The 26,627-nt window shown below is 27.2% G+C and carries 17 protein-coding genes; 2 read left to right on the forward strand and 15 right to left on the reverse strand.

The window, feature by feature from the left end:
• Positions 1 to 117: 117 nt before the first annotated feature.
• The 3 genes from RT575_RS03535 to RT575_RS03545 all read right to left on the reverse strand — a co-directional run bounded on the left by RT575_RS03535 (position 118) and on the right by RT575_RS03545 (position 2,209).
• Positions 118 to 666, reverse strand: coding sequence for a hypothetical protein (locus RT575_RS03535; RefSeq protein WP_313578864.1), 549 nt, complete (start codon positions 664 to 666; stop codon positions 118 to 120).
• Between the two features lie 273 nt (positions 667 to 939).
• The gene (locus RT575_RS03540) at positions 940 to 1,605 is read right to left on the reverse strand and encodes a hypothetical protein (RefSeq protein ID WP_313578865.1); all 666 of its coding nucleotides are present in this window, start codon (positions 1,603 to 1,605) and stop codon (positions 940 to 942) included.
• A gap of 133 nt (positions 1,606 to 1,738) precedes the next feature.
• Positions 1,739 to 2,209, reverse strand: coding sequence for a DMP19 family protein (locus RT575_RS03545; RefSeq protein ID WP_313578867.1), 471 nt, complete (start codon positions 2,207 to 2,209; stop codon positions 1,739 to 1,741).
• 313 nt (positions 2,210 to 2,522) lie between these two features.
• On the opposite strand from RT575_RS03545, the gene RT575_RS03550 reads away from it, so the two are divergent.
• Positions 2,523 to 2,828, forward strand: coding sequence for a DUF6471 domain-containing protein (locus RT575_RS03550; RefSeq protein WP_313578869.1), 306 nt, complete (start codon positions 2,523 to 2,525; stop codon positions 2,826 to 2,828).
• Positions 2,818 to 4,158 carry a DNA (cytosine-5-)-methyltransferase gene (dcm, locus tag RT575_RS03555; RefSeq protein ID WP_313578871.1) on the forward strand — a complete coding sequence of 447 codons (1,341 nt, stop codon included), beginning with the start codon at positions 2,818 to 2,820 and terminating at the stop codon, positions 4,156 to 4,158. The genes RT575_RS03550 and dcm overlap by 11 nt, the downstream gene beginning before the upstream one ends.
• Here dcm and RT575_RS03560 read toward each other — a convergent pair.
• The 12 genes from RT575_RS03560 to RT575_RS03615 all read right to left on the reverse strand — a co-directional run bounded on the left by RT575_RS03560 (position 4,153) and on the right by RT575_RS03615 (position 26,441).
• Positions 4,153 to 4,842, reverse strand: coding sequence for an NgoBV family restriction endonuclease (locus tag RT575_RS03560; RefSeq protein ID WP_313578873.1), 690 nt, complete (start codon positions 4,840 to 4,842; stop codon positions 4,153 to 4,155). The two genes, dcm and RT575_RS03560, sit on opposite strands and share 6 nt — an antisense overlap.
• Before the next feature lie 782 nt (positions 4,843 to 5,624).
• Positions 5,625 to 7,733, reverse strand: a complete 2,109-nt coding sequence (locus tag RT575_RS03565; RefSeq protein WP_313578875.1) for an AAA family ATPase — start codon at positions 7,731 to 7,733, stop codon at positions 5,625 to 5,627.
• Between the two features lie 6 nt (positions 7,734 to 7,739).
• Positions 7,740 to 8,195 (reverse strand): hypothetical protein, encoded by a 456-nt coding sequence (locus RT575_RS03570; protein WP_313578877.1) that lies wholly within the window; start codon positions 8,193 to 8,195, stop codon positions 7,740 to 7,742.
• Complete coding sequence (locus tag RT575_RS03575) at positions 8,188 to 9,285, reverse strand: trypsin-like serine protease (protein ID WP_313578879.1); 1,098 nt, start codon at positions 9,283 to 9,285, stop codon at positions 8,188 to 8,190. Before RT575_RS03575 ends, RT575_RS03570 begins: the two co-directional genes overlap by 8 nt.
• Positions 9,275 to 10,351 (reverse strand): ComEC/Rec2 family competence protein, encoded by a 1,077-nt coding sequence (locus tag RT575_RS03580; RefSeq protein ID WP_313578880.1) that lies wholly within the window; start codon positions 10,349 to 10,351, stop codon positions 9,275 to 9,277. Before RT575_RS03580 ends, RT575_RS03575 begins: the two co-directional genes overlap by 11 nt.
• A 786-nt stretch (positions 10,352 to 11,137) precedes the next feature.
• A complete protein-coding gene (locus RT575_RS03585) occupies positions 11,138 to 11,833 on the reverse strand; it encodes a hypothetical protein (RefSeq protein ID WP_313578881.1) in 696 nt (231 codons plus the stop codon).
• Complete coding sequence (locus RT575_RS03590) at positions 11,787 to 18,233, reverse strand: ATP-binding protein (protein WP_313578883.1); 6,447 nt, start codon at positions 18,231 to 18,233, stop codon at positions 11,787 to 11,789. Before RT575_RS03590 ends, RT575_RS03585 begins: the two co-directional genes overlap by 47 nt.
• Before the next feature lie 175 nt (positions 18,234 to 18,408).
• Positions 18,409 to 19,119, reverse strand: coding sequence for a LytTR family DNA-binding domain-containing protein (locus RT575_RS03595; protein WP_313578885.1), 711 nt, complete (start codon positions 19,117 to 19,119; stop codon positions 18,409 to 18,411).
• A gap of 2 nt (positions 19,120 to 19,121) precedes the next feature.
• Complete coding sequence (locus RT575_RS03600; RefSeq protein WP_313578887.1) at positions 19,122 to 20,120, reverse strand: sensor histidine kinase; 999 nt, start codon at positions 20,118 to 20,120, stop codon at positions 19,122 to 19,124.
• A gap of 269 nt (positions 20,121 to 20,389) precedes the next feature.
• A complete protein-coding gene (locus RT575_RS03605; RefSeq protein ID WP_313578889.1) occupies positions 20,390 to 22,792 on the reverse strand; it encodes an outer membrane beta-barrel family protein in 2,403 nt (800 codons plus the stop codon).
• A 1,766-nt stretch (positions 22,793 to 24,558) separates the two neighbouring features.
• A complete protein-coding gene (locus RT575_RS03610) occupies positions 24,559 to 25,656 on the reverse strand; it encodes a hypothetical protein (protein WP_313579160.1) in 1,098 nt (365 codons plus the stop codon).
• Between the two features lie 2 nt (positions 25,657 to 25,658).
• Positions 25,659 to 26,441 carry a sigma-70 family RNA polymerase sigma factor gene (locus RT575_RS03615; RefSeq protein WP_313578891.1) on the reverse strand — a complete coding sequence of 261 codons (783 nt, stop codon included), beginning with the start codon at positions 26,439 to 26,441 and terminating at the stop codon, positions 25,659 to 25,661.
• Positions 26,442 to 26,627: the final 186 nt, after the last annotated feature.

Below are 26,627 nucleotides of genomic sequence, written 5' to 3' on the forward strand. Positions count from 1 at the left end.
AGAGTAGGGGTTTTTACATTTCTGCAAATGAAAAACCAATTTACGAATAAATTCCTGAAGCTTTTTGTTTAGCGTTTGACCAGCCATTTCGCTAATACGATGTTAGCTGTAGTCATTTTATTGATAGTCATATTCGACTTTTTCAATATTAAATGATTTTAGTAAATTATTATAGTTGTTTAAGTTTCTTTTATTATGATCATAAACATCTATTATTAGTGTAGAGTCTGATTTAATTACTCCGAATTTTTGACCAGCGTGACCTGGAAATCTTTCAGATATTTTACTTTGAATAAGTTCTGATAAATAAGTATTTACTGCAATTATATTTTTTCTATTTAATTTATATTCTGTTGATATATCAGGTTGTTGAAACTCAGGTTTTCCAATCTTTTCACAATCAACTTTTGTTCTGATATATTTAGCATAGAATTCTTTATCTTCTTTTGAATAAATCTCAAAACTCTCTTCGTGTCCTCCCCATTCTCCACATTCATCGAAATTAGCGTAAATAATTAGTCTAGTTTTTGAGCCAAATGCTCCTAAATCGGAAGGTTCAAAGAAAGTTAAAGTGCGATTATCTATCGAAATGCTTTCTTTTTTATTTTGTTGATTGCAAGAAATAAAAATTATTATGCAAAATAAAAGTAAATTAATTTTTTTCACGTTCACGATTTTTGGGAATGGTTACAGCTAACGTTTCGGAGCTTAGCGATAGTAGTGGATTAGAAAGCTTGAATTTTCAATTTTGCACTAGGCTAAGCAACAGCTTTATTATTTTTTAAATTTAAGAAAAAAGGAATTGTAAATCATGAACACCTTAAAAAAAATAATATTTCAGTTCATAAATATAAAAAGCTGTTGTGACTAAAAAAGGAGAAACTTTCAATTTAGCCTTAAACCCGCCATTTAGCAAAACCCATGTTAACAGAAGTGTTATTATACAAAAATTCCGTTTCTAAGTTTCTCTTTTTCAATTCCCGCATTTTCAGAAAACCACTCTAATATTATAGCTTTAAATTCATTTCTATTAAATGAATGTTCATTGTTTCTGATTTTAAAATAATTTTGAGCAGTATTTTTTTCAATAAGTTCCCGAACATTCTGTTTATCTAATCTACTTGTAAATTTTGTTAGATAAAAGCCAAAAATTGAAATTATCATTCCCAAAATTCCAATCTTCCACATGAAAAATAACCCAATAAATGAAAATATAAAGAGGAAAAACAAGATATTGATTATAATTTGACTTGGTTTCAAAATGTCAATTTTGTAACCTAAAATTCTTTCTATTTTTTTTATGTTTTTTCTTCTATTCTTTTTTGGGAATATAATTTTTAAATCTGTATTTGGATAGATTTGTTCATCAGTTAGAATATTTTCGGTTTCCAAAGCTTTTCTAAATTGATAATAAGCTTTTTGACTAGTACACAAATTATCACTTTTAAACTTAACTTTGGAAATAATTAAATTACTAAATTCACTAAAATTATTTAATTTTTCAATTTCTTCATTTTTCAGTTTGATTTTGAAAGTTTCTTCAAACAAAGGCAAAACATCTTCAATGTTTTCAATTTCAAATTGGTCTAATTTGGTAGTATTCATTTAATATACAATTTCGGGAAACATTTCTGCTAACGTTATTAGGATTTGCAAAGAACGGAGAGAATTTGAACGTTAGTTCAGATTCGTACGTTCAAGCAAATACTTTTTGTTATATGCAGCTAAAATTTAACTATTAGAAATAGTTGATATTGCTTTTTATATAAGTAAGATTTAAATCACTTAAATTATCTTCATTTTCATAGAGTTTAGAATCTAATTCTTCCCAAATATCATTTGCAATGTCTTCGATTTCTTCAATTATTTCATCTCTTAAATTTCTATCTTTTGGTACATTATTGTTTGGGAATTGACAAATAGCTTCTTCTAAAATTGTTGCTGTATAAACAGCATTTATTTCTTTTAAACTTTGAATAGTTTCAAAGGAAAATTCTCCACTTGAATTATAAAAGAACTGATTTAAACCACCATTATTTATTTCTTTTTCGAAATTTTGATTTAAAAAGAAAGTCATTTGTTGTTTTGTTAATACATTTAGGTTTTCACCATATTCACATAATTCATTAATGTAATTATCAATCGAAATTAAAACATCATCAATTTCATTTGATTGTAATAATTTTTCAAGTTCAGGATAGTTTGCCATTGGTAATAATAAATTTATATTAGAGTAGATTTTTTAGTTGCGTATAACGTTTCGGGGCTTGGCGTCAGTGGCGGAGATTGAAGCGAAAAGTTTCAATTTAGCGACACAGTAAGCAAAAGCCAATTAATTGAATAAATTTAAGAAAAAAGTCAATATAATTGGCTTTTTGCGGAATAGAAAGCTAAAAATTTAATTTTTAACCTTAAACCTCTATTGTTATAAACTCTTGTTAGGTGTAGTTTTTTTATTTTTATCTTAAAATTTGCGTATATGGATTAAAATTCTCATATTTGAAAATATAAATATTCGAATTATGAGTGATTGGAATAATAAAGTCAAAAGAATTTTAAAGGCAGAATTAGTTAAAAGAGGTTTGTCAACTGAAGATTTAACTACTTTATTGAACAATGATGGTTGTAATGAAACAAAGTCTAGTGTTGATAGTAAAATAAGTAGAGGAACTTTTAGTGCTTCTTTTTTTTTACATTCTTTATATGTGATAGGATGTACCAAATTAGAAATTGAGGAATTTCAAAATATGATTAGAATTACTAATGATAAATTACCATTAGTAGCTGAAGATGAAATTGAATATAAAAAAAAGGATGATGAAAAGTAAATTAAAATTTATTGATTTATTTGCTGGATTAGGAGGTATTAGATTGGGTTTTGAACAAGCTTGTAGTGATAGAGGTATCGAAACTGAATGTGTAATGACTTCTGAAATAAAGCCCTATGCAATAGAGACATTAAAATATAATCATCATCACGAAAATTTTGTTGGTGATATTTTTAAAGTGAAGAATGAAGATATTCCTTCGTTTGATTTTTTGTTTGGAGGATTTCCTTGCCAACCTTTTAGTTCTAGTGGAAAAAGAAATGGATTTGCTGACACAAGAGGAACTCTTTTTTTTGAAATAGAAAGGATTTTAAAATTTCATAATCCACAAGGTTTTATTCTTGAAAATGTTGAGGGATTAGTAAAGCACGATTTAGAAAATAAAAATGATGAAATAGGCAAAACTTTAAGTACTATTTTATATAAACTCGAATATGAATTAGGATTTAAAGTTAGTTGGAAAGTTTTGGATAGTATTGATTTTGGTGTTCCACAATCAAGAAAGAGAATTTTTATTGTCGGCACAAAAGAAAACAAAGTTGACTTAGAAAACTTTGAAATTTCAAAGTCTATACTTAAGGATGTTTTGGAAAAAGAGCAACCAACATTAAAAACTGATTTTACCAATAAAATCTTAAAACATTTTAAGATTGAGGATTTATATGGTAAATCTATAAAAGATAAGAGAGGAGGAGAAAATAATATCCATAGTTGGGATATTGGCTTAAAGGGTGAATGTAGTAAAGAACAAATTTTACTATTAAATAAGCTTTTTAAAGAGCGTAGAAAAAAACAATGGGCTGAAGAAATTGGAATTGATTGGATGGATGGAATGCCATTGACTTTAAAGCAAATAGAAACTTTCTATCCTAGTAATAATTTATTTTCAGATGTAGATTTAAAATCACTACTTGAAGATTTAGTTTTAAAAGGTTATTTAAAGTTTGAATTTCCAAAAAAATTAGTCAAAGAAGAAACAGAGAATGGAATTATAACATCTCGTGTATATGATGAGACTAAAGAAAAAGGATATAATATTGTAACTGGCAAATTAAGTTTTGAGATCAATAAAATATTAAATCCTTATGAAATAGCACCTACTTTAGTAGCTACGGATATGATTAAATTAGCAGTACCAGACAATGGAGGGTTGAGAAGATTAACCATAAGGGAAGGTTTGAGGCTTTTTGGATATCCTGAAGATTATTTTATACCTGTAAAAGAAACTAAAGCATTTGATTTATTAGGAAATACCGTAGTTGTCCCAGTTGTAAAAGCAGTTTCAGATAGAGTTTTAGATGCGATAAACAATACAGGAACTGAATTATAATTCAGTTCCTGTATTTTCTAAATACTTAGTTTTGACATTTTCTAACCAATTCTCACTGTAACTACTTGTGCTATGAGAATATTTATCAAGTGTTTCACTAATTGCAGTAATAAATGATAATTTATCTGCAAATGGTTTATTTCTAATTCTATTAGCATACCATTTTATAGGTCTAAGGTTGTAAGGTTGACCGTTTTTTGTTTGCATATTTACAGGATTCGTACCTGAATTACCAGCCATTTCCCAAACTTTAAGTAACCATAAATCATCTATTCGCAGAATACTATCTTCCATTTTGTATGAAAATATAAGATAATCAGCATTTAATCTCTCAGGTTTGATTAGTAATGATTTATTGTAAGAGTCAAAATTTGCTATATCGAATGCAGGTGACGCATTGGCATTGAATGTTTTAATCTCAAGTAATCCTTTATTATTTTCCTCTTCTAGATAAAAATCTGGAAATTCTTGTGTATTTGTGTTTTGTCTAAAGTAAAAATTGTTTTCTCTCATCCATTGACCAAACCATTCTTGTAATAAATCTCCTAATGCATCCTTTCCATTATATTTAGCTGAAATTCCACCTAAAATAATTTCAACACTTCCTATTTTATCTTGTATTCTGAACTCATTTTTTAATTTTTCATAAATTTCTAGAGCGGTAATCTTAGTTTTTTCTGGCATTTTTAATTAGTTATATCTTCTGTTTTATTGTTACGTTTTTTAATAAAATTACACCTAACGGTTGACGGATTTGCGACAGTAAAAAATATAGCAACGAAGTTACGTGTATTTTTTATTTAGCAAATTCGATGATGTACGCTATTCGTAGCATAGCGGAGAATTGCGTCACATCATTGTTTTTTCACGAAAGAAAACTGGGTGTAGTTTCGTAAAATAACACCTATAGCTGTATTTCGTCAAATTTTTAACTAAAATAGTTTAGTTTTCTGTAAAGATAATTTAAGAAAAGTTTTATCGATTACGGAAAACCATAATTGCAGAAATAAATATTAAATTACTTTTATAGATTTTTTCTTAGAAAATATTAGGAAGAATATATTTGAAGTAGGATTCCAAGAGTTTCAAAAAAAAACAAAAAGCCCAACAGATTACTATATTGTCTTTTATCAGCGGGTTTGAAGGATCTTCTGTCGAACCCTTGATGTTATTTTGACGTTTTTAAATAAGTTATAATTTTCATTTTTTTTTAAAATCATACTATAAAGTATAGAGAAGAAAAATGATATGAATCAAGAATAAATAAAAAAAATGGTACTCTTTGTCTTCCAAAAGTACCATTTGTCTTTTTGCGGGCAGAAAAGGTACTTCAGTCGAAAACTTTATGTTATTTTTTTAGTTTTTGGATAAATTGTGATTTTAATTTTTTAAAAAGTAATAAAAGGAGAAACATTCAATTTCTCCCTTTATCACCATTTCTCTAATGCGATATTATCGGTAGTTCTTTAGTTTAGTAGTTTTATAACTTTTTCACTTCCTAAATTTATTAAATTATAAGAGTCTTCATTTAAATCTTTAACCAATTCCATCAAATCAAATTTTTCTTTTTCATCTAGTTCTTTTTCTGCTGATGAAAATATAATTGTTTGCTTTTCTGTAGTCTCTGAACATTTTTGGAGTAGTGCTTTCAAACTACTTTGCTTTGCTTTATGTTGACCAGGTTCATCAAACATAATTAATCCTGGATGATTAACGCCGTTATCTCTTAAGGCTAATGTATATGCCCAAATATTTCTAACAAAGTCAGATGCAGAAGAGTTGATTCTAATTGATTGCGGTTGTGGATCATCTTTTCCTCTTTTATATACAGGGAAATATTTGAAAGGATCTTTTCTGTTAATAGAAATTTGAAAATTTCTATTACTGTCATATCCAAACTTAAATAATAAATCTTTGTAATTAGTTTCAAAGGAATTTAGAATATTATTATCATCTGATTCCTCTAAGCCTTCTATCGATTTAATTACATTATGATATTTATTTGCTAAATCGACTAAACTATTTTTTAGTTCCTCTAATTGAAATTTAAATATCTCTAAATTTTTATATTCTTGTTGCAATTGTATTTTTTTTACAATTTCAGATTCTGACAAAGTTCTATCATCAGCGATTAAATCTTTGGAAAGAGATTTAACAATTGTTTCTTGATTTCTTAAAGTATTTTTGAAATACTGTAATAATGTATTTTTTTCCTCTATAGTCTTATTTAAGCTATCAAGACTTGTTTTAATGATTTTTTTTTGACTTACTAAAAAACTCTTATTTTCTTCAAGAGAATATTGAGGAATTTTAAAATCGTCACTAGATAGAATATCTTGTGTCACTGTTTGAGTACAAGTGGGGCATTTTGCCTCATTATTTTTTCTAAATAAATTATTATTAAATACTTTAATTAAACTATTATGTTCCTTAATTTCTTTTTCTATAATAGTTAATTGGTTATCAATGTTTTGCTGTTGTGTTTTCTCAATACTCAACCTGCTTTCAAAATTGGTGATATATTCTTTTAATTCAATGTATTTTGACTTATCAGCTTCATATTGTAAAAGTATATCATTCTTATTACTTGCAATAGTACTAAATGGTTTATTTTCTAGTATGGTGATATTGTCTGATATAGCATTTATATGTTCATCATAAGTAATTTTTTCATCTACAGCTATATGAAATGAAGATGAAATCTTTTCGATTTTATTTTTGTCAGTAGTTATGTTTTCTGGTAGGGAATCAATAGTAGCATTATTTTGTTTTCCTAAAAAAGAAAATGCTTTTATAGATTTATTCCAATTTTCTATGATTTCATTTTTACTTCTGTTATAAATATCTCTTTTCGTAGAATTTGACATTTCATCCAAACCTAAAAGAAATTCAATTACTTTTTCTTTAGGTTTTGTGACTCCAAAGTAAGGCATTGTTGCAAAAAAATCCGACCATCCTTTAGTTTGCTCAATAAACAGCGATGAAAAAACTAATTGAAGGTATAACGGACTATAATTTGATTTACTAGAGCTATTACTTACATCAGGTATTGTTATCCCTATAAAATCTGTCAACCATTGATAAAATCCATTTGGGTTATCATTATTACCTGGACCGTTTACAAAAAAAACATCTTTGTCTTCTTCCTTTGTTTTACTGATTTCTTTTAATGTAGATTTATATATTGTAATATTAGATTCTTTCTCTTCATTGTTAGCGCTTTTAATTACTCGCTCTAAACTATAAGAATCACCGTCACTGTTTTCAATTTCTAAGTATACTTTAGACCAAATAATTTGATAAGTAATTTCATTTTCTGCTTCAGTATTTTCTGTTTTAATAATAAAACTATCTTTTAAAGCTTTATCTAGAGCTTTGTTGTTATGACCACCTAATAACTCCTCCATGCCCAATGCATAAAAGATACAAGAATTTATAGTGGTTTTACCTCTTGAATTTTCACCTGCTATAATGTTAAGACCTTGATTAAAATTGTAGTCGAAACCATATAATTGATCTATGATTTTGCTTTTATTTGTTAAAATTTCAGTTCTTAATCTATTTATTTTAAACATATTTATTTATAGTAGTTTCCAGTTATTATTAGCTTTATTCAATTTCGTTTTAGGTAACCAACCTATTGATTTTATCTTTTCAATTTCATCTTGAAACAATTCTTCTTTGTTTATTGAATTCAATGTTTCTAAACCTTTTTCGGTTAGGACAATTTCTAGTTGATTATTCACAATTTTTTTATCTAAATATTGCTCTATGTAACCAAGTGCTAAGACTTTTTCTAGTCCAAATTCAAAAGACCAAGGTGTTAGTGAATTCCTTGAATTTTTTTTTATATCATAAAGTACTTGGTAATTTTTTTTGTCTCTCAAAGCCCAAAACATTAAGTGGATTAATTGTAAGTCAGCTTTGTTTCTACTACCGCAATGATTAATAATTGCAAGTAAAATTACAAGTTTGTAATACGCATTGTATCGTATAGACACCGATGTTTTTTTTTCGTCTAATATTATATTAATCATTCTTTGTGAAATTTAAAGTACATATACCTAACCATTCGATTATTTGATATTCAGACAAGTCTAAATTTGTTGTTAATGGCATAAAATCTAAAATAGATTTTAATTCATTTTGTAAATCTCTTTGAGATAATTTAGCCTCATTTGGTCTATCAACAGTTAAGGAATATTGTGTCTTAACTTGGTTTACAAGTTTTGAAACTTTAGTTTTAAAATCACTAAATAATTTTGGATATACTCTGGAGTATTCATCTATATTTTCCTTCATAGAAAGATATGTCCTTATCTGATTTATAGTTATTTCATCACATTCTACCAAGTTTGGATATAATACTTTATTTTTTCTATACAAGTAATTGAAGAATTGGCTGTCTGTTTGTTTAAATGCTTCAATTTCAACAGCAGTTCTTTCTTTAATATTATTTTTTTCCCATTTTATGAGATTTTCAAAATCAGATAAATCAACATAATCATCAAAATATGTATGTATATGTGCTACTGAACAACAATTAATATCACTATTCCAAGCTTGTTCTGTAACGACTGAATTTAAAATTCCAATTAAAAAAGGTGATTTATGCCTATAAACAAAAACTCCACTACCAGAAAGTCCTCCTGCTATGAGCTCGCCAGCTTCACCAGCTTGTTGAAATGTTTCTCCATCAGATAATTTAATCTTAAAACAATGGTTAGAATCACTACTAGTAATTAACCTAGACTTAAAAGGTCTATATTCATTATTATTTATACCTTGATACCCACAAAATTCAACATGTGTATCAGCTAAAAAACTATGAGCGATTTTATATTTATAAAGTAATCTATCTTCGTCTTGAAAGTCAATTTCTAATAGTGCATAATCTTTTTCATAATCAAATTCAAGTATAGATACAATAGTGATGTCTTTGAATTCAGATTGATAATCTGATTGTTTTTCAATTTTAATATCTCCAATATTTGGTTTCTCATTTCCTAAACAATGAGCTGCAGTGAACACATAAAAAGTTGTCTTTCCGGTTATTAGCACTCCACTACCAGTTTCTCCATTACATTTTATTCTAACACAATATTTTTCTGCAGTATTATAAGTCATTTTTTGTGAATATGTTTTTATGTTCTATGTTCCAATTACCAATTTTAAGATCATCAGTTGTTATAAATTCACCTATTTTTAATTTTAAGCTATCTAAACTATAGTTCATATAAATATTTATAGTTTCATCATTTTGATTCTTTTTACAAACTATTCTTGCAATAGTTTCTCTAGATGGATGTTTATGGTTTGACGTACCTCCATTTGTTGAAATTAAATAGTTATTAGATTTAATTAATGATAATAATTCTTGAGATGTATTATTTAAACTTCCGTGGTGAGAAATTTTCACAAAATCAACTTCAAGTGGATTAGTTTTGCTATAACCTAATATTTTCAAATTGTTACTAATAACTTCCGCTCTTGAATCTGCTAAAAGTAGAAAGTTCAAATCCGGACATTTTAATAAAAATGCAATAGAAGATGAATTATAAATGTCATTATTAATTGATTTTTCTGGTTTAAAATCAACTTTGTTCAATTCATCAAGGGGTACAGAATAATTTGGTGTACTTGTAGAAATTAAAGCTTTTTGATTAAGTTCACCACTCTTAGGTTTACCTTGTTCTTTCAGCCAGACTTCATACAGTTTATTTTTGATTTCAATGGTAGGCGAGATGATTGTTAACTCTAAACCTTTAATTTTTATAACTCCATTTTCTGTAGTAATTTCTTTAATTACGACATCTGTTATTTTTTCTTTTATTAGTGCTTTCCAATTTTCTGCTTGCGGAACGCTGATTAATGCTTTATCAGATTTAGATTCATATAAATCTACATCAGGCTGGTTATACCAAATTTCGTGAATTTCTATTCTCTTTATTAAACTATTTTTAAAAAGTTTAATTAATCCACCAATATGATCATTGTCAATATGAGTCAATATAAGTAAATCAATTTTGGTAATCTCCTTTAGTTGTTTTTTTAAAGAATATTCAAATGTCAATGGTGTTCCCCCGTCTACAAGAATTACAAATTCTACATTATTTTCATTGTAAGTTTTAATTAATATAGAATCACCATTATAAGCAGGTAGAATGTTTAATTCAGTTTGATTTCTTGTCATTTATGAACGTTGGTGGTTAAGAATTACACATAACATTGTTTTTTCATGAAATAAAACGCGGTATAGTTTCGTAAAATAACATCTATAGCTGTATTTCGTTAAATTTACTAATATAATACAATTAGTTTTCTGTAAAGATAATTTAAGAAAAGTTTTATTGATTACGGAAAACCATAATTGCAGAAATAAATATTGAATTACTTTTATAAATTTTTTCGTAGAAAATAATATGCTTGAAATGAGATTTCAAGAGTTTCAGAAAAACAAAAAAAAACAACAGATTGCTCTATTGGGTTTTCTTAGCGGAGAGTGAGGGATTATTTCATGTTCCCTAGAAAGGAAAAGTGATTCTAAGAAAACCTCATTCGCTTCGCTTATTTATTTTTTGTTTTCCTTTCAGTTTTATGAAAAAAGAATTTTCAACAACTTCAATAAAAACAAAAAACCCAACAGATTGCTCTATTGGGTTTTCTCAGCGGACTGACAGGTACTTCTGTCGAACACTTGATGTTATTTTTGACGTTTTTGGATAAGGTATAATTTCAACTATTCTTTATTAATTTGTACAGATTTATCATAACAATTAGAACATATTTTTGATTTATACTCAATAGTAAAAGTTGATTTTAGCTGTTTTAAGAGCATAAAAATATCCACAAAGAATCTAATTTTTGGGAAATATCCATAGAGTTATTTCATCATTGGGTAAAATTATTTTATTATTAAAATATTGTTTATGTGCTTTTACAGGTCACTAATAAATCTGATACACTACCACTGATTTTTTTATTTGGGATTGATTAAAGGGTGTTTTGATTTTATCTCCAAGAGAAGATTTTTTTGGTTATCTATTAAATTTTCTATTTCGTCAAATATAAAATTTATTCTTTTTGAATTATCATTCGATATTTCAAAATTGTTTAAATCAACAACTCCAGAATTAAAATTATAATCATTCAAAACATCAATAAACTGAAGAAAATTAATTTCTTGTTCATTAAGAAAGTTCTTATTTTCTTTTAGCCATTCTTGATCTTTACTTAAAAGATCTTTATGTAAGTTCATTTGAATAACTTTACTAAAAATTTTCTCAGAATTATTTTTAACTAAGTCAACGAATGAAGCCCATTCATTATCGCGTGGTAATGAGTTGTATTCAAGCCACCGTGGCAAAATACTTATCTCTTTTTCTTCTTTTAAAACCTGTAATATTTCTATGATAGGTTTTAAGTTGTCTAATGGTTTTGTAATTGGTAAACTTTCTTTTTTAGACCATATTTTTAAGATAATATCACAGCATTCTTGTTGTAATACTTTTTTTTCTTCTTTGGATTCAGCTTTGTCTTTATTTTGTATTAACTCTGCAAGATAATGGGACATCCATCTTGCTAATGTATTTGTAGAATGTATTAAGTTGAGTTCTCGTACTAATTTTTTACCCAATTTTATAATCTCTTCCTCTGAGTGTTTTAACTGTGCCATCTGATTTAATTAAATAAAGTTTTACTTGGTATCTATTATCACTATTTCTTTTTTGGTAATTCCGTTCTTCAAGTTGTCTATCTATTATACATCGTACAATTAATGATTTTTGCTCAACTTTCAAGAAATTTAAAATGAATTCATTTTTGACTTTAAATAGACATCCAGAGGTTTCTAAATCATTACCGTATCTGCGATATTCTACATCTGAAATTTCATTCCAATTTTCATATATACTTATTTCTTTTTCATTCAAATAACCTTTTGTGTACAAGTTATCATATTTAATATTGAAATTTGAATGAACAATTTCTCCAAACTTAATATATCCTTTCGAGGTACGATTAAAGACTGAATCATTAGAGTCTAATCCTTCATACTCACTTATAGTTTCCTTTAGCCATCCTTTTAAAGAGAAATTTATTTCCTCAATCTCGTTATCATGTTCGTTATCTTTTTCAAGAGGAAGGTAATAATCATAACTATCTTTTGTACTATGTAGTGCACGTAATAGTGCATCTGCACTTTTTGTTGAAATTATACTGGAACTGAATGTTACTGTTTCTCGATTCTCTCCAATGTACTTTTCTATTGCACCATATACATTTAGATAATCATTATTATTACCAGCTAAACCAAAGTTTTCATCAAAATATTCTTCAGAAATAGAATCTCTCCAATCTAAATCAAAACTTCCAACATTACTTTTCCAATAATCATAATTTAAAGGAATTGATGTTCGCAAATCAGATAACCAAAAATTATCAAAAGCATTTGCCTCCGAATTAAGCCAGTTTTCCCAACTATCCCAATAATCAGAATATTCTGTTTTAACAAATGGTTCATGTTCTAAAAGAAAGCTTGCGGCACAATACATTGCATGATATTCGAAATATATAGACATACTTTCTACTTCGGGATTACTTCCGTGCCGATGACTAGTTTTATACCAATCTCTATCATATAACTGGTCTCTTATGTAATCGTCGTCACGTGATTTTCCAGTATATCCCCATTTTTCAGTAATGAATCTGTCTGCAATATCGGCAACATCATATTCAGATAAATTAAATCTCCTTCCAAGACTACTATACCAATATGGTAAAGTATCTAAAGCATCAAACCTAAATTTCCATTCCTTTCCAGATTTGCGAGAATATTTTCTCTGTTCTCTACTATATTCTTTCTCTTCCACATATCCTAATTTACTCTTATTGACATTTTGTATATTCTGCAATTCAATTTCTGAATATATAGAATTATCAAAAGTATAAAGACCTAAGCAAGATTTTTTTATATAATGTCTAATAAGAACGTGAGGCAATTCTTCATTCATCAATTCTTTATAAAAAACATCCTTGAAAGAGATAATCACACTTGGATTTTCAATAGAAATTCTATCTATTGCAATCCACAAATATAGCTTAGCAGACATCCAATAATAGGTATACCCCTTATTCTGAAAAGGAAAACAATCTTTTTCATTTTGTTTATCTAATAAGACTTTAAGTATTTCTACCTCATTAAGATTTGCTAATCTTCTGATAGAATGAATAGCTCTCCATCTCAGTTTTTTGTTAGGATGCCCCAAAAGGAATCTAAACATATATGCTACGTTTTCATTAACGTTAGTTGGTGGGACTAATTCCTCATCCCAAACACCGTCAGCAATTTCACTTTTGATTTTAGAACTCCAACTTTCTAGAACCCAAATTAAAAGTTCTTCATTTTCACTTTGGGAAAGTTTACATTTAATTAACTCAAAGGAACTGTAGAGTGATTCATCAGACAATAAATCTATTTTTTGAGGTAAAATTTCTATGATAATATCTGCTAATTGAGAATTTGTTATAGAAAACAAATCTGCAAATCGTTTTATTGACCATATACTAAGATTATTCCCATAGTCAAAGTGTTCAAGCTTTGTCAGTAATATATATTTAAATTTTTCGTTCTTCCACTTTTTCACTTCTGGATAGTATTCCCATTCAACTAGAGCCTTTTTAATAATATTTTCAAAAGAATCAAAATCCAATAGACTTTGACTAATATCAACAAAAGCATTTAGAAATCCTATATATTGATTAGGAGCAGTTTTCTTTACAATATCAATGAGTAAATTTTCAATATTCCAACGATGATTAAAACTCTCAGGATTATTCAACATAATTTTATCAATCACTTTTTCTAATTCTCTTGTTGAAGTATAATCTAGTTCATCTAAATCTATATTATGAGCAAAGTCTTCTCGATTGAAATTATTAAATGATTCTTTTTCCTTTTTTTTCTCAAGTGTATCTAAAAAATCTATGTACTCTTTTATTTCAAGAACTGTATCATTATTGAGATACTTTCCTGACTTGATCTCATCATATATTTTTTTTGTAAAATACTTATCTTGCTCTAATCTTAAATTTCTAAATTCTGATTGTATGAATTTATTTTTTAATTCAGTGTTTCCTGAAGCATCAAACCCTTGAATAATCAATTCGTATAATTGTTCTGTTTCTTCAAAGCGATAGTTTGTTTTAAGAAGACTTAATGATGCAGCTACAATATGGTCTATAAATTTTCTTTCTAACGCCTGTCCTATTAAAGAATTTATCGTTACTCCAACCTTAATAACATTTCTATGATGCCATCTACAGATTGTAGCAAACATCGAGGCCATATCAATATTAGCAACGCCTAATAATCCTTGTGTATAAGGAAAATGTTTTTTGTCATAATATCCCAACTTAATATCACAATATTCTATAAAACGAGCGTATTGATATGCTAATTGAGGATTAGGCTTTGTAATTCCAATTTCAGATAATTGATAAATACATGAAATTTGTGTGAAAGCTTCATAATCTATTTCTGATGTAGCTTTTATAGCTGCATCGAAAAAATATTGACTGAAAGAATCATCAACTTTACTACTAAAAAGTAAACATTTTATATAATTATCTGTAATTTCTTTAGCTGATAAATTTGAATCTTTAATGATTGTATCTGATTCATCCAATAGTTTTAGTGAAACATTTAGTAGTTCCTTTATTAGAATTATCTTATCTAAAATTTCAAATCTAACTTTTAATTTATCCCCTTGCTTATCAAAAGATTTTATTATAAAATTAATTCTTTTGTCTTTATTGTCAAAAAGTATCGCTAACTCCGCTAGTTTTCCTGATAAAAAAACAAGTTTATCATCTGCTCTATGATTATATTTGAACTCATAATCGCTCCCGATATTGTTACATATTGTTTCAAACCTTTTTAGACTATCTGATAAAGTTATTCGCTTTAAAAGTATATCAGAACGCAATTGATAAATAGGCACAGCGTACTTGTAAAATTGTCTGAATTCTTTTACATCCCTTTCTAATGAACTTCTTTTCTCATAATCTTTGATGCTTTCTAAATCTTTAAATTTACTTGGGTAAAAGTATTCTACATTGGCTTCCTCATTTTTTAATGAAAATATTAAGGTTTCTTTAGTTAAAGTAATATCCATTAATATTTTTTCTTTGTCATCGGAGTAGATATTATAAAAATATGGAACTCTCTCTAAAGGTTTTGTTATTATAAAATTTAAAATATTAACAATTGTTTCTGAATTAATTTTATGATGAGCCAATATTGTACAAAACTGAACTAGAAGCAAATGAAATCTCTTACTAAATTCAATTCGTTTTTTAGTTAAAACTCCCACTAGTTGTGTAGCTATTAAATCTAAATCAAAATCGATGGATTGATTATATTGAAACAATTTGCAAATAATAAATATTTTTTCATCTAAACGATATTTAGGATACAGTAGCCACTCGTCAATATTTTCTTTTGCTGAAAAGCTGATAACGTTCTCGATTAAGTAGTTTCCTGCTAACAATTTGATTCTTTTAGGCTTCCATCTATCTATTGCATCAATTGCTTTATTTAAGCCAAACAATCTCAAAACAGCCTCCGTTTCATAAGCTATATCAAGACTTGTGATAGGATAGTCTTTTAATTCATCTTCTTTTTTATTATTTCTCCAACTCAACCATTCACGAGCTGTTTTTAAATGCTTTATTGCTATCTCTTTATTTTCAGGCTTTCGAGAATTTATTCCTGCCAATTTAAGATGAAACGCTCCTGCCCAAGGCTTTTCATCTGATTTTAATTTAAGTCGAGTTAATGCAGCTTCATCACCAAATCTTGAAACCAAATCAGGATAATCTATTAATAGTGCTGTAAGTGCTTTATCTGTTTTTGATTCTTCCGCGGCAATAAATAACAGTTTAAAATAGGTTAAATCATCTTGAATATTCTTGCTGGCTTTTAAAGCTAATTTTGTTCTGTTTATATAAACCTCCTTATTTCTTATAGGGTCTTTCGGAAATGATAAGAGTTCACGGTTTAAAACCATATCCACAAGTTCTTGCCTATATTCAGCAATAAACAGAAGGCTTCCTACATTGAAAGAAGCATATTCATCTGTTTTTGCTTTATTCAGAAACATTTGTGCTATTTGCTTTAATTCCTCTAGCGAAATTTTATATTTTTCTTGAACATAGTTTTCAAAATCTTCATCTCTAAAACTAAAAAAATCTTCATCTAATATCAATCCATTCCAGATATCAGATGATAAATCTGTAAGGAATCCAACATCGACATCCATTATTTCTGCTAAATAACTAATGGGGACAGGTCGAGGTAATGAAATTAATAATTTAAAAAATTGCTCAACAAGATTTTTTTTATCTCTTCCAATTCTAATTATCGCTTGTTCAATTTTATCCAATATCAAATCTCCGACACCTTTTCCATTTGGCTTTAAATAATTAATAACTTCATTAATACCTTGATTTTTTAGATTCAAAGAATAAAATTGAACTCTGGGAATTCCTTTGGTATAAAGGTGGAACTCTTTGATTTCTTCATGAGTAATATTCGGAAAATTCTTTTTTGCAAATAAAGTTGTTTCCTCTAAAGAAAAAGGTTTTAATTCAATATCTAAATGTTCATCAGGAAGATTGAGTGAATATTTTCTATAACTTCTTGAAGTTAAAATAAATTGGCATCCAATAGGGATGTCAATATTAACTAAATCTTCAACAAAACTTTTTTCTCTACTATTTTTTGCAGCTGTTATACTATTGTCAGCAGCATCAATTATAAAAATCAAAGAAGCTTTAGAGTTTCTATTTCTTAAAATCTCAACTCCATCTCTGATTCTTTTTATTAGCTCTTTTAAATAAACATCATCAGATTCATTTTGAATAAGTAGAAATTCTGTTCCTATTTTTTGAGCCAACTCGTTTGCGAGTTGAACAATTGCATTTCTATGCAGATGTCTCTTATCTTCAGGGTTTTGATATTTTCCTGCTCCGTAACAATCAAACAAAATGCATTCAGAATACTCTGGTAAATTCATTTTTATTTGATGAATAATTGTAGATTTTCCAATTCCTGCACCTCCATGAATACAGATTGGTAAATAGGAAATATTATTATAAATAACTGATATAACATCACTTAACTGCTCTCTTTGAACAGTATCTGGATTATTTTCAAAATTTTGAGATACTGGAAATAGATTTTCAATACTACTAAATCCAAAATTAGCTACAACATCTATGAATGTTACAGTTCTTTCTTCACGTCTTTCTGGCATCATTTTACTCCAAATCATTTGAAATAAAGAGTTAAATTGATTTTGAGACTTTATACTAGTATTAGATATAGAATTTATAAGTTCAAATTTCAACAATTGTCTTGAATTTGTTCCACAGTCTTCAAAATCTAATAACCTTATAAAATCCGTAAATTCTCTTGAACTAAGCCCAGAGGCCTTTCTCAATTTAGAAAAAGGATCTTTTGAAATTTCAGGCAATTCGTTTAAAACAGTGTTGAAACTCAATAACCTTTTGTTTCTTGTTAAATAATCTTGGATTTTAGTAATTTGTTTTAAGTGGGAAGTGTTAATATTCCTGTTACTGACTAATTTGATTTTAATTTTTTTTAAAACTTCATTTCTTCCAAATTCGTCTAAAAATGTTTTGAAAATAGTAGCTAACCTATGAATAATTGAACCATCATAAGAATTAGACTTTTTACCTTCATAGAGTTTAGAAAAAGTGAAGTTTTCTGACACTCTTCTCGTACTATATTTTAACTGCGATATGACAATTGATTCTGCACTTTCAAAATCAAGTCCTCCAAAATATTCGGTTAAATCAATACCTAAAAATTTTTCTCCTAAAGGATCTATTATTTTTGTTAGATTCTTCTCAAATCCTTCAATTGTAACGGCTTTTATACCATGGTTGTCAAAATTTAATAATTCTAAAGATTTTTTGATAGCCCATAATATATGAAAATCATCTCCAGCACTTGATAGGTCTGCGTCAGAAATAGTACCTTTTTTAGTCATATTTAATTACATTTTATAACTAATCGTTATATGAAATATAGTATTACATGTTTGTATTCTATAGATATTTTTCTATGGAATAATATCTTTCTAAATTACAATTTTTTAGGTTAAATTAAAAAGAATTAAAATGCGTTAAAGTAGTGTTGAATTATTTTTTTATAGTTTTAATACATTAGGTCAATCCCAAAATTTCAAATAATTCTTCTTTTTTGCTTAAGGCTATTGATATTACCTTTCCGTTTGAAAGTTCAACCATGTTTCCATTTATCGACTGTATAAAATCGATATTAACAATAAAAGCTCTTTGTATTCTAAAAAATAATTTATCGTTTAGCATTTCTTCCATAGCTTTCATTGTAGATAATGTAGTATGCGAATTTAATTTGGTAATTATATTAATATAATTTCCTTGAGCTTCAATAAAAATAATTTCACTCAATAATATTTTAATAAATTTACCATCACTTTTAATAAAAATTCGATCTGAATTACTTGGATCTTCGGATATTTTATTTTTTAAATCTAGATTTTCTTTTACTCTATTTACTGCTTTTAATAATCGTTCGAAACGTACAGGTTTTATTAAATAATCCACGGCACCTGTTTCAAAGCCATCAATAGCAAAGTCCCTATGTGCAGTGATAAAAATAAAATAAGGTTTATGAAGTAACGAACGAAATAGATCTATTCCGTTTAATTTTGGCATTTCAATATCACTAAAAACGATGTCTATTTTATTTGATTGTAAAAAAGTCATTGCTTCTAATGGTTTATTAAAGGTTTTTTTTATGTCTAAAAATGATATTTGAGAAATAAAATCTTCTATTAATTCTACTCCTAGAGGTTCATCATCAATTATGATACAACTAAATTTTTCATTCATAATTATAAGTTTATTACAAGTGATACAGAAAATTCACTTTTAGTTTCATTAATATTTAATTCATAATTATAAGGGTATAGTAATTCTAATCGCCTTTTTATATTACTTAAACCAATTCCTTTTTTCTCTGCTGTATTATTTTGAGCTAAATCAGATACGTCATTTATAATTTTAAAACTAAATTTATTTTTTAAAATTGAAACTGAAATTGATAAATGTGCTGTTTCTTCGTTTTTTAGTCCGTATTTGAAAGCATTTTCAATAAACGTGAAAGTTAGTAATGGAGCAATCATTAAATTTGTTACTTTTTCATTTTCTTCAATATTGAATTGAATTGAATAAGAACTAGGATAGCGCATTTTTTCTAATGCAAAATAATTTTCTATAAATTCTAATTCCTTATATAACAAAACTTTTTCTGCATTAGACTCGTATAGGGAATATCCCATTATATCAGATAAATTTAGAATAACGTCAGGAGCTTTATCATCTTTTTTTAAACTTAATCGATATAAATTATTAAGTGTATTGAATAAAAAATGAGGATTAAGTTGAGCTTTTAAAAAATCTTTTTCAATCTTAATATTCTGAATTTCTAAATCAGATTTTTCTTGTTGTATCTTTAATGTATTTGAAAATAATCGAAGTGAATCAAACAAAACTTTAATCAAAATTGAAACAGAAATTGAAAGAACTATTGTAAAAAGATTTCCAAGTAGAGCTTTGTAACCAATAATCTCATAAAAACTAGAATGTGATATTTTCTCGATATAACCTTTGTATACTTCATCATTGAATTCTATTCCAATATTATTAAAAATCTTGAAAAATAAGTAATCTATGATTAGCCATATATAAATAAGTAATGGAAATAATAACGCGACAAGAAATAATGTGCATTTAAAACTATTATTAAGTCTTAGAATAAAGGGAATTAATACATAGAAAAATAAATAAAAAACAATTATATCATTTAATACTGTCCTAATCGATAATATCAAAGTGGTTTCAATTGAAAATTTCGGTCCAAACGAGAAATGAATAATATGTAATACTAGATAGCAAAACCACATTAAAGAATGGCAAAATATTCGAATATTTTTTGTGTAAATTTTTGTAAAATCTAAATTCTTAACGAATTGGATAAATGAATTTAATTCTGTATTCCTAGAATAATTTATCATGGCATCAAAACTTTATTTTTATTAAATTACATTTATTGTAAATATATACAATCAAAGGAAAATCTAGTCCTTTAATTGTGTAATTATTATAAACGATCTTTTTCATCTAAACTACTTGAATCAATTTTTTTAGTAGTAAACTTTTCTCCAATCTTGAAATTATATATCAATGAAAATGAAAAAGTTCTTGATTGTTCTTTATGCGAAATCGCAATTTTAGTATCATTAAAATAGCTTGTAGCTTTATAATTATTTGTATAAAAAACGTCACTAACAGATGCTTTAGCTGTTATTTTATTTTCGAAAAACTTTTTTTGTAAACCAATATCTACTCCTGCAATAGATTTAGTTACTATATTACCGCTGACCATTTGTGGAGTGTAAAAACCGTTTAAATTAGCACTAAATCCATTACCTAGTAAAATTTCATGTTGAGTTTGAAAAATAAAAGAAGGTTTCTTAATTTTAAAATACTCTGATTCTGAAATAGTGTATGTTAATAATAAATTATTTGTTGTAGACCACCATTTTGTTATTGAAATAGGAGCACTTAATGTTGTAGTAAAAACCTTATTTGTTCCTGTATTATCTTTAATAATTGTTAATAGTCCTTCACTTGAATTATTTTGAATTATTTGAGCTATAGCATCTTTAGTTTCAGAATAACTAAAAGATGTATAATATTTCCCATTCCATAAGCTGCTCAATTCAAATGAATTTGTAAACTGTGGTTTTAAATATGGATTACCCGTTAATATTGAATAATTATCAATGAAATATTTATAAGGATTTAAATCAAAATATGAAGGACGTTTTATTCGTCGATTATAAGAAAATGATAAATAATTACTGCCCTTTTCATTTAAATTTTTCTTCAAAAACAGTGTAGGAAACCAATTAAAATAATTTTGATTAATGGTTGCTTTTTGATTTCCCCATAAATACCCTTCTACATTAGATTGTTCACCTCTTAAGCCTAATTGATAGTCAATATTTTTCCATTTTCCACTAAAATTAACATAACCTGCATAAATTTTTTCTTTGTAATCAAATTGAAAGTCAAGTGATGGAATCGAATTCCAAATATCATTAAAAACTTCGTAATGATTTGTATTATTAATTTCTGTAGAAGTAATTTTTGCACCAAAAGTTAAATTTTGTCTGTTTTTTAAAATCCAATTATATTTAGAGTCAGCTGTTACTATTTTTGCTTCGCTAGGATAATAAAGCTTAAATAAAGTATCTCTAATAATAGTGTTAATATCATTAAAATCTTTACTATCACTCGTGCTACTTCCATTTCTATTATTATGAGTAAAATCTGATATAAATGAAAATTTAGAGCCTAAGCTATCTGTTTTAATGGTATAATTTAATCCTATATTATGATATTTTGAATCTGAGTCTGTTGGGAATCTACCTGTTGATTTTACATTCTTGGCATTATCAAGATATACAATTGATGAATTTGAAATTGAATTGTTTGATGAGTTATTAAATTGACCTATGTAAGAAATACCTAAAAATTGTTTTTCAGAAATATCATAAGTCAAATCAAATTTTATACGATGACTTTTTGATTTCATTACATTATTTGTATTTTGACGATATATTCCTTTATCTACAAAATCTCTTTTTTGTTCTAATTCTTCATAATTTTTTGAATTATTGTAGGAATAATTTGCATTTATACCAAATTTTCCATTTTTATAATTTAATGAAACATAAGGATTATAGGTAGGATATTTACCTAAACCAATAGAATAATCATTCCCTATATATCCATTAAACCCTTGTTTAGAACTACTTTTTAAAATAATATTAATTATTCCTCCAGAACCTTCAGCATCAAATTCAGCAGAAGGATGTGCAATTATTTCAATTGATTGAATATCATTTGAACGTAATGTTTGTAAATAGTTTCTTAAATCATCTCCACTTAAATTAAGCATTTTTCCATCCACCATTACACGTGCACCCCAAACGCCATTTATAGATATATTTCCATTGTTAAAAAAAACTCCTGGAGCAAGTAGAAACAAATCCATAGAAGTTTTTCCTGTAGTAATAGAATTATCTGAAACATTCATTACGATACGATCAAGTTTTCTTTCAATTAAAGCTTTTGATTTTTTAACGATAACTTCTTTTAATTCTATATTTTGATTTTCTTCTTTAGGAACAGTTAAAGTAATTGAATCTTCAGGCATATTAAAATCAAACTGTTGTTTAGCCTCAGAGTAGTTTCCATAATAAGAGATAATCGTATATGTTCCGTTACTCGGAAGATAAATTTCAAATAATCCATTTTCATCTGACACTTTTTCAATAATTCCTATACTTGTTTCAGTAGTAGATTGAATATTTAAAGTAGCAAAGGCAATTGGATTACCATTTGTATCAATAATTTTTCCTTTAATTGAAGTTTGTGCATCAACATAGCTGATGAAAAACAAAAATAATAGACTTATTAAAATAGATTTTTTCATGTATTTATTTTTTTTCAAATCTATTGTCATAGTAACTCAATTACAATTCTGTATGATAAAAAGGTATTTATATGTGATGAAAATATGATTTTAAATGATTAGTGTTTTATAAAAAATATCTTATGATTTATAGTTAGAATTAACATAAAAAAGATGGGATTCTAATCTTCCTCAAAATAAAATCTTTTTAATATTTATTTTTTTGACAAAATACTGACTTCGGAAGATTTTCTAGTCTCGCAGAGCAAGTCGTTTTGAGGCACGAAATTCATTTCGAGTGCCTCAAAACACAACTTGCCATGATCTTGTGATCATAAAAAATTGTTGGTTAAAACGAATTAATTTGAAATAAAACTAATCGGTTTTGAAAACCGTTGTTTAATCTACTATTTCTTCTAAAAGTCAAGATAAAAAATAGTCAATCATAATTATCAAACAAAGTAAGATTGTTTTTTGAGTAAGGTTTGTAATAATTTTTTTATTCTAGTTTCAGTTTAGAATTCCAATTAACATTTTTTGGTTTCAACTAAATATTTACCATTCTTTATAAATACTCATAAATGAATGTCATTAGGTATGTCCATATTTATACAAATAGAGGCATAGATAGATAAAAGATTAAATAAATAAGTATGTACATATTTACATCAATACGTAATTACAATTGTACGTTTTTATGTAAAAGCATTTTACTATATGTATATACAAGCAGTTGAAATAACTAAATCTTTATTTAGATTTAGTTTTCAAAAGAAAAAGGAGAAAAAGAAAGCAGTAAATCGGAAAGGACAGTGCAGAGACAAAAGGAAACGGATTAAGTCCCAAAGGGTGAAACAGAAAAAATAATTTTATTTTTGTTTTTCTGTTTCATTATGCCGTAAGCTTTTGGCTGGCTATAGCGCAGGAGTCCTTTCAAACTTAGCTGCCTTTTTATTTCTTTTGATTGAAAATCTATCCTTTTTAATCAAATCACTTATGAAAGTGAATAATCAAAAATATTTAATAAAGTTGGCTGTCACAGCCATTGAAAGGATGACAGATGTTATGCTTTCACCTATCCGATAAAAACTCTTTAATAAGCCGAGAAAATAGTGGATGAAAATTAAAGTGTTTTGAGGATTGAAATTCTATTATTTTTTTTTTTAAGTTGAATATAGATAGATGAAAAATGTTTTCTCACAAATTCACTTTGTTGTAAACGAACTCCAATTCCGAAATACGAATTTCAGACAAATATACGTTCTCATTATCTTGCTTTTAACATCAAAGAGTATCTGCTATTAATTATTGATGAAAGTAAGTGAACCCACGCGTTGTTTATGTAATTTACATTTAGTGAGTGTTTATTACCAACCTCACCTTATGGGTGTACAATCACCCTCAAAATTATAGTGTTTTAAGATTTGAATTTCTATTATTTACCCAATCAAGGTTAAACATAGACAAACAAAATTTTTATAATATTCAAATTCATTTACTTAAATAAATTTCCGAAACTGACTTAAGAGTTGTATCCGAGTTTGTTTTTTTAATATTCGAATTGTCCTTTTAAATAAAAAAATTCTAGATAACAGGACTACAAAATATTTAACATACATTCTACTGTCACTATGTTGCCTTTATCCTGCCTTCATGTTGGGAGTATCCTGCTATTATCTATTGGTGAAAAAACGATAAGTGAGCTGTTGTATATGTTATTTACATTTAGTGAGTGTTCGTAATCAACCTCACCTTACGGGTGTACAATCGCCCTCAAAAATTATAATTTATGCTATAATAAGCTCAATTCCTGCTTTGTCAGCTTTGTATTTTATTTTAGTCATCAGTTCATAGTAACTCCAATTCCTCAGTACAAATTCTTCTTCTTTGGCTAGTTCTATTTTTTCTTCTTGATCCAATAAAATAAGTGTTCCTGCTTTATTATTGATGCAAAAATCAATTAGCTTTCGACTGTAAACATGTAATCGATTATGTACGTAATTACGTTCTAATTCACTCATTTTTTCTAGCGCTTTTAGTTTTCTCGTTCTTCCTTTGCCCGATTTCGCATAGGTTACTCCTACTTGCATTCGTTTACGAGACGCTTGTATCGCTAATCTTCTATACAAAAACTCTTCTTTGGTTCCGATGGTAAGCCGAGATTTACCTACTTTTACAACCAATGGATATTCTAATGATAAGGAAGCCTCTGCAATAGTTTCTGGTTGTAATTGATGGTTTTCTTTTTCAATTTCTACAACAGCTAACCAAAATATTTTCCCTTTTTCTATTTTTATTTGCGACGTACAAAGTTTAACTTCACCATTCACTACTTGTTCCAATAGTTTTCTGTTACCTGTAAAATCTCTTCCTAAATAGGTTTTGAATGGAAGTTGAAACAATCGAAAACAAAAACTTTTTTTCTCGGGATGATAAGATAATTTGCTAATACCTTCCAATCCAAAAGGAAATGCCATATCTCGTTTAAAGTTTTTTAAAGAAGCTTCTCCTCTCCAATATTCTTGGTAATCTTTGTTAAAAGTACTTTGGAGTCTACTATTTAAACACGATAAGATATTCATTGGAATTTCACCCTTAAAACGATCTGATATCACACGATAAGTGGTATTTATTCGCGAACGTTGTAAGATTCCTGCTTCATCTTTCTTTTCATCAACCAACTTTTGTATAACCCCTTCTGAAAGATACAAGAACTCTTTTACCATCGCTTGTATATACAAATGTGAAACGATCAAATTAGCGGCTCTATAACACCTGTTTCTCCATTTATAAAGTGTTTCCAAAACCTCTTGACGTTCTTCTTGGGTAGGTAAATCAACAATTAACTGTATTTTTCGAGTGAGTATTAAAGTAGATTTCTCCATCATCAATAGTTTAGGGATTGAACTTTATTTTGTTGGGTAAATTTATAGGCGACTATAAACTCATTGTGTACTTCTTTCTGTGACAATTGTAATTCCTCTGCGATGTTTGCAAAAGATTGTTTATGCTCGCATCGAAGTTGTAAAATCAACGATTGTGTTTTGGTCATCTTTTCTTGCTTCTCTTCTGTAGAGATTGTTTTGGTTTTAATAATTAACTTATCTTGGTGACTTAAAATCTTCTTAAGATCTTCAATAGCACTTTTAATTTCATTACTTGTTTCGGTGATTCCTCTTCCCATTACATGAGCAATGGCTTTATACTGAAATCCATGTTTTAAACAGAGTTCTATCAAATGTTTTCTTTCAGTACTTAAAAGGGGTAATAATTTTATAATTTCATCAAAATAGTGCTGTTGCGTTTCTTGTTCGTTCAGGTTTTCTATTACATCAGCTGGATCATATCCAGCTAAATAACTTTGATAATTCTCATAGTTCTCTAATGAATTCACAGTTCTAAAAAATCTATTCTTCGGTTTAGCATAATGAGAATAGCAACTGTATTTCATTACAAATCTCAAAAAGAAAAAGATATGATCAGGGGACTCTATCTTTTCTCGATATTCCCAAAGTTTCAGAAACACATCTTGTAACAAACACTCCACTACAAATTCATCTTTAATTAATTGTTTACCAAACCAAAATATTCGTTTATTATATCTGATATAAATACGTTCCAAAGCAGTAGAATTACCTTTTTTTAATAATTCAAATTCTTTTTCTAGCATAATAATGGGTTTTACTATAATAGTTTTGATTTATTGCAAGTTTTTAGGTTTCATAACTTAAAATGAATTTTAGTCATTTCAACTATACTCATTGCTTACAACTTAAAGTAGGTAGTAGCCCCAATAAATTTGGTAAATGACATGAAACGTTTTACTTTTAATGTCCGAATAAAAAAGGTAAAACAA

This window comes from Chishuiella sp. (assembly GCF_032109125.1).
Lineage (GTDB): Bacteria > Bacteroidota > Bacteroidia > Flavobacteriales > Weeksellaceae > Empedobacter.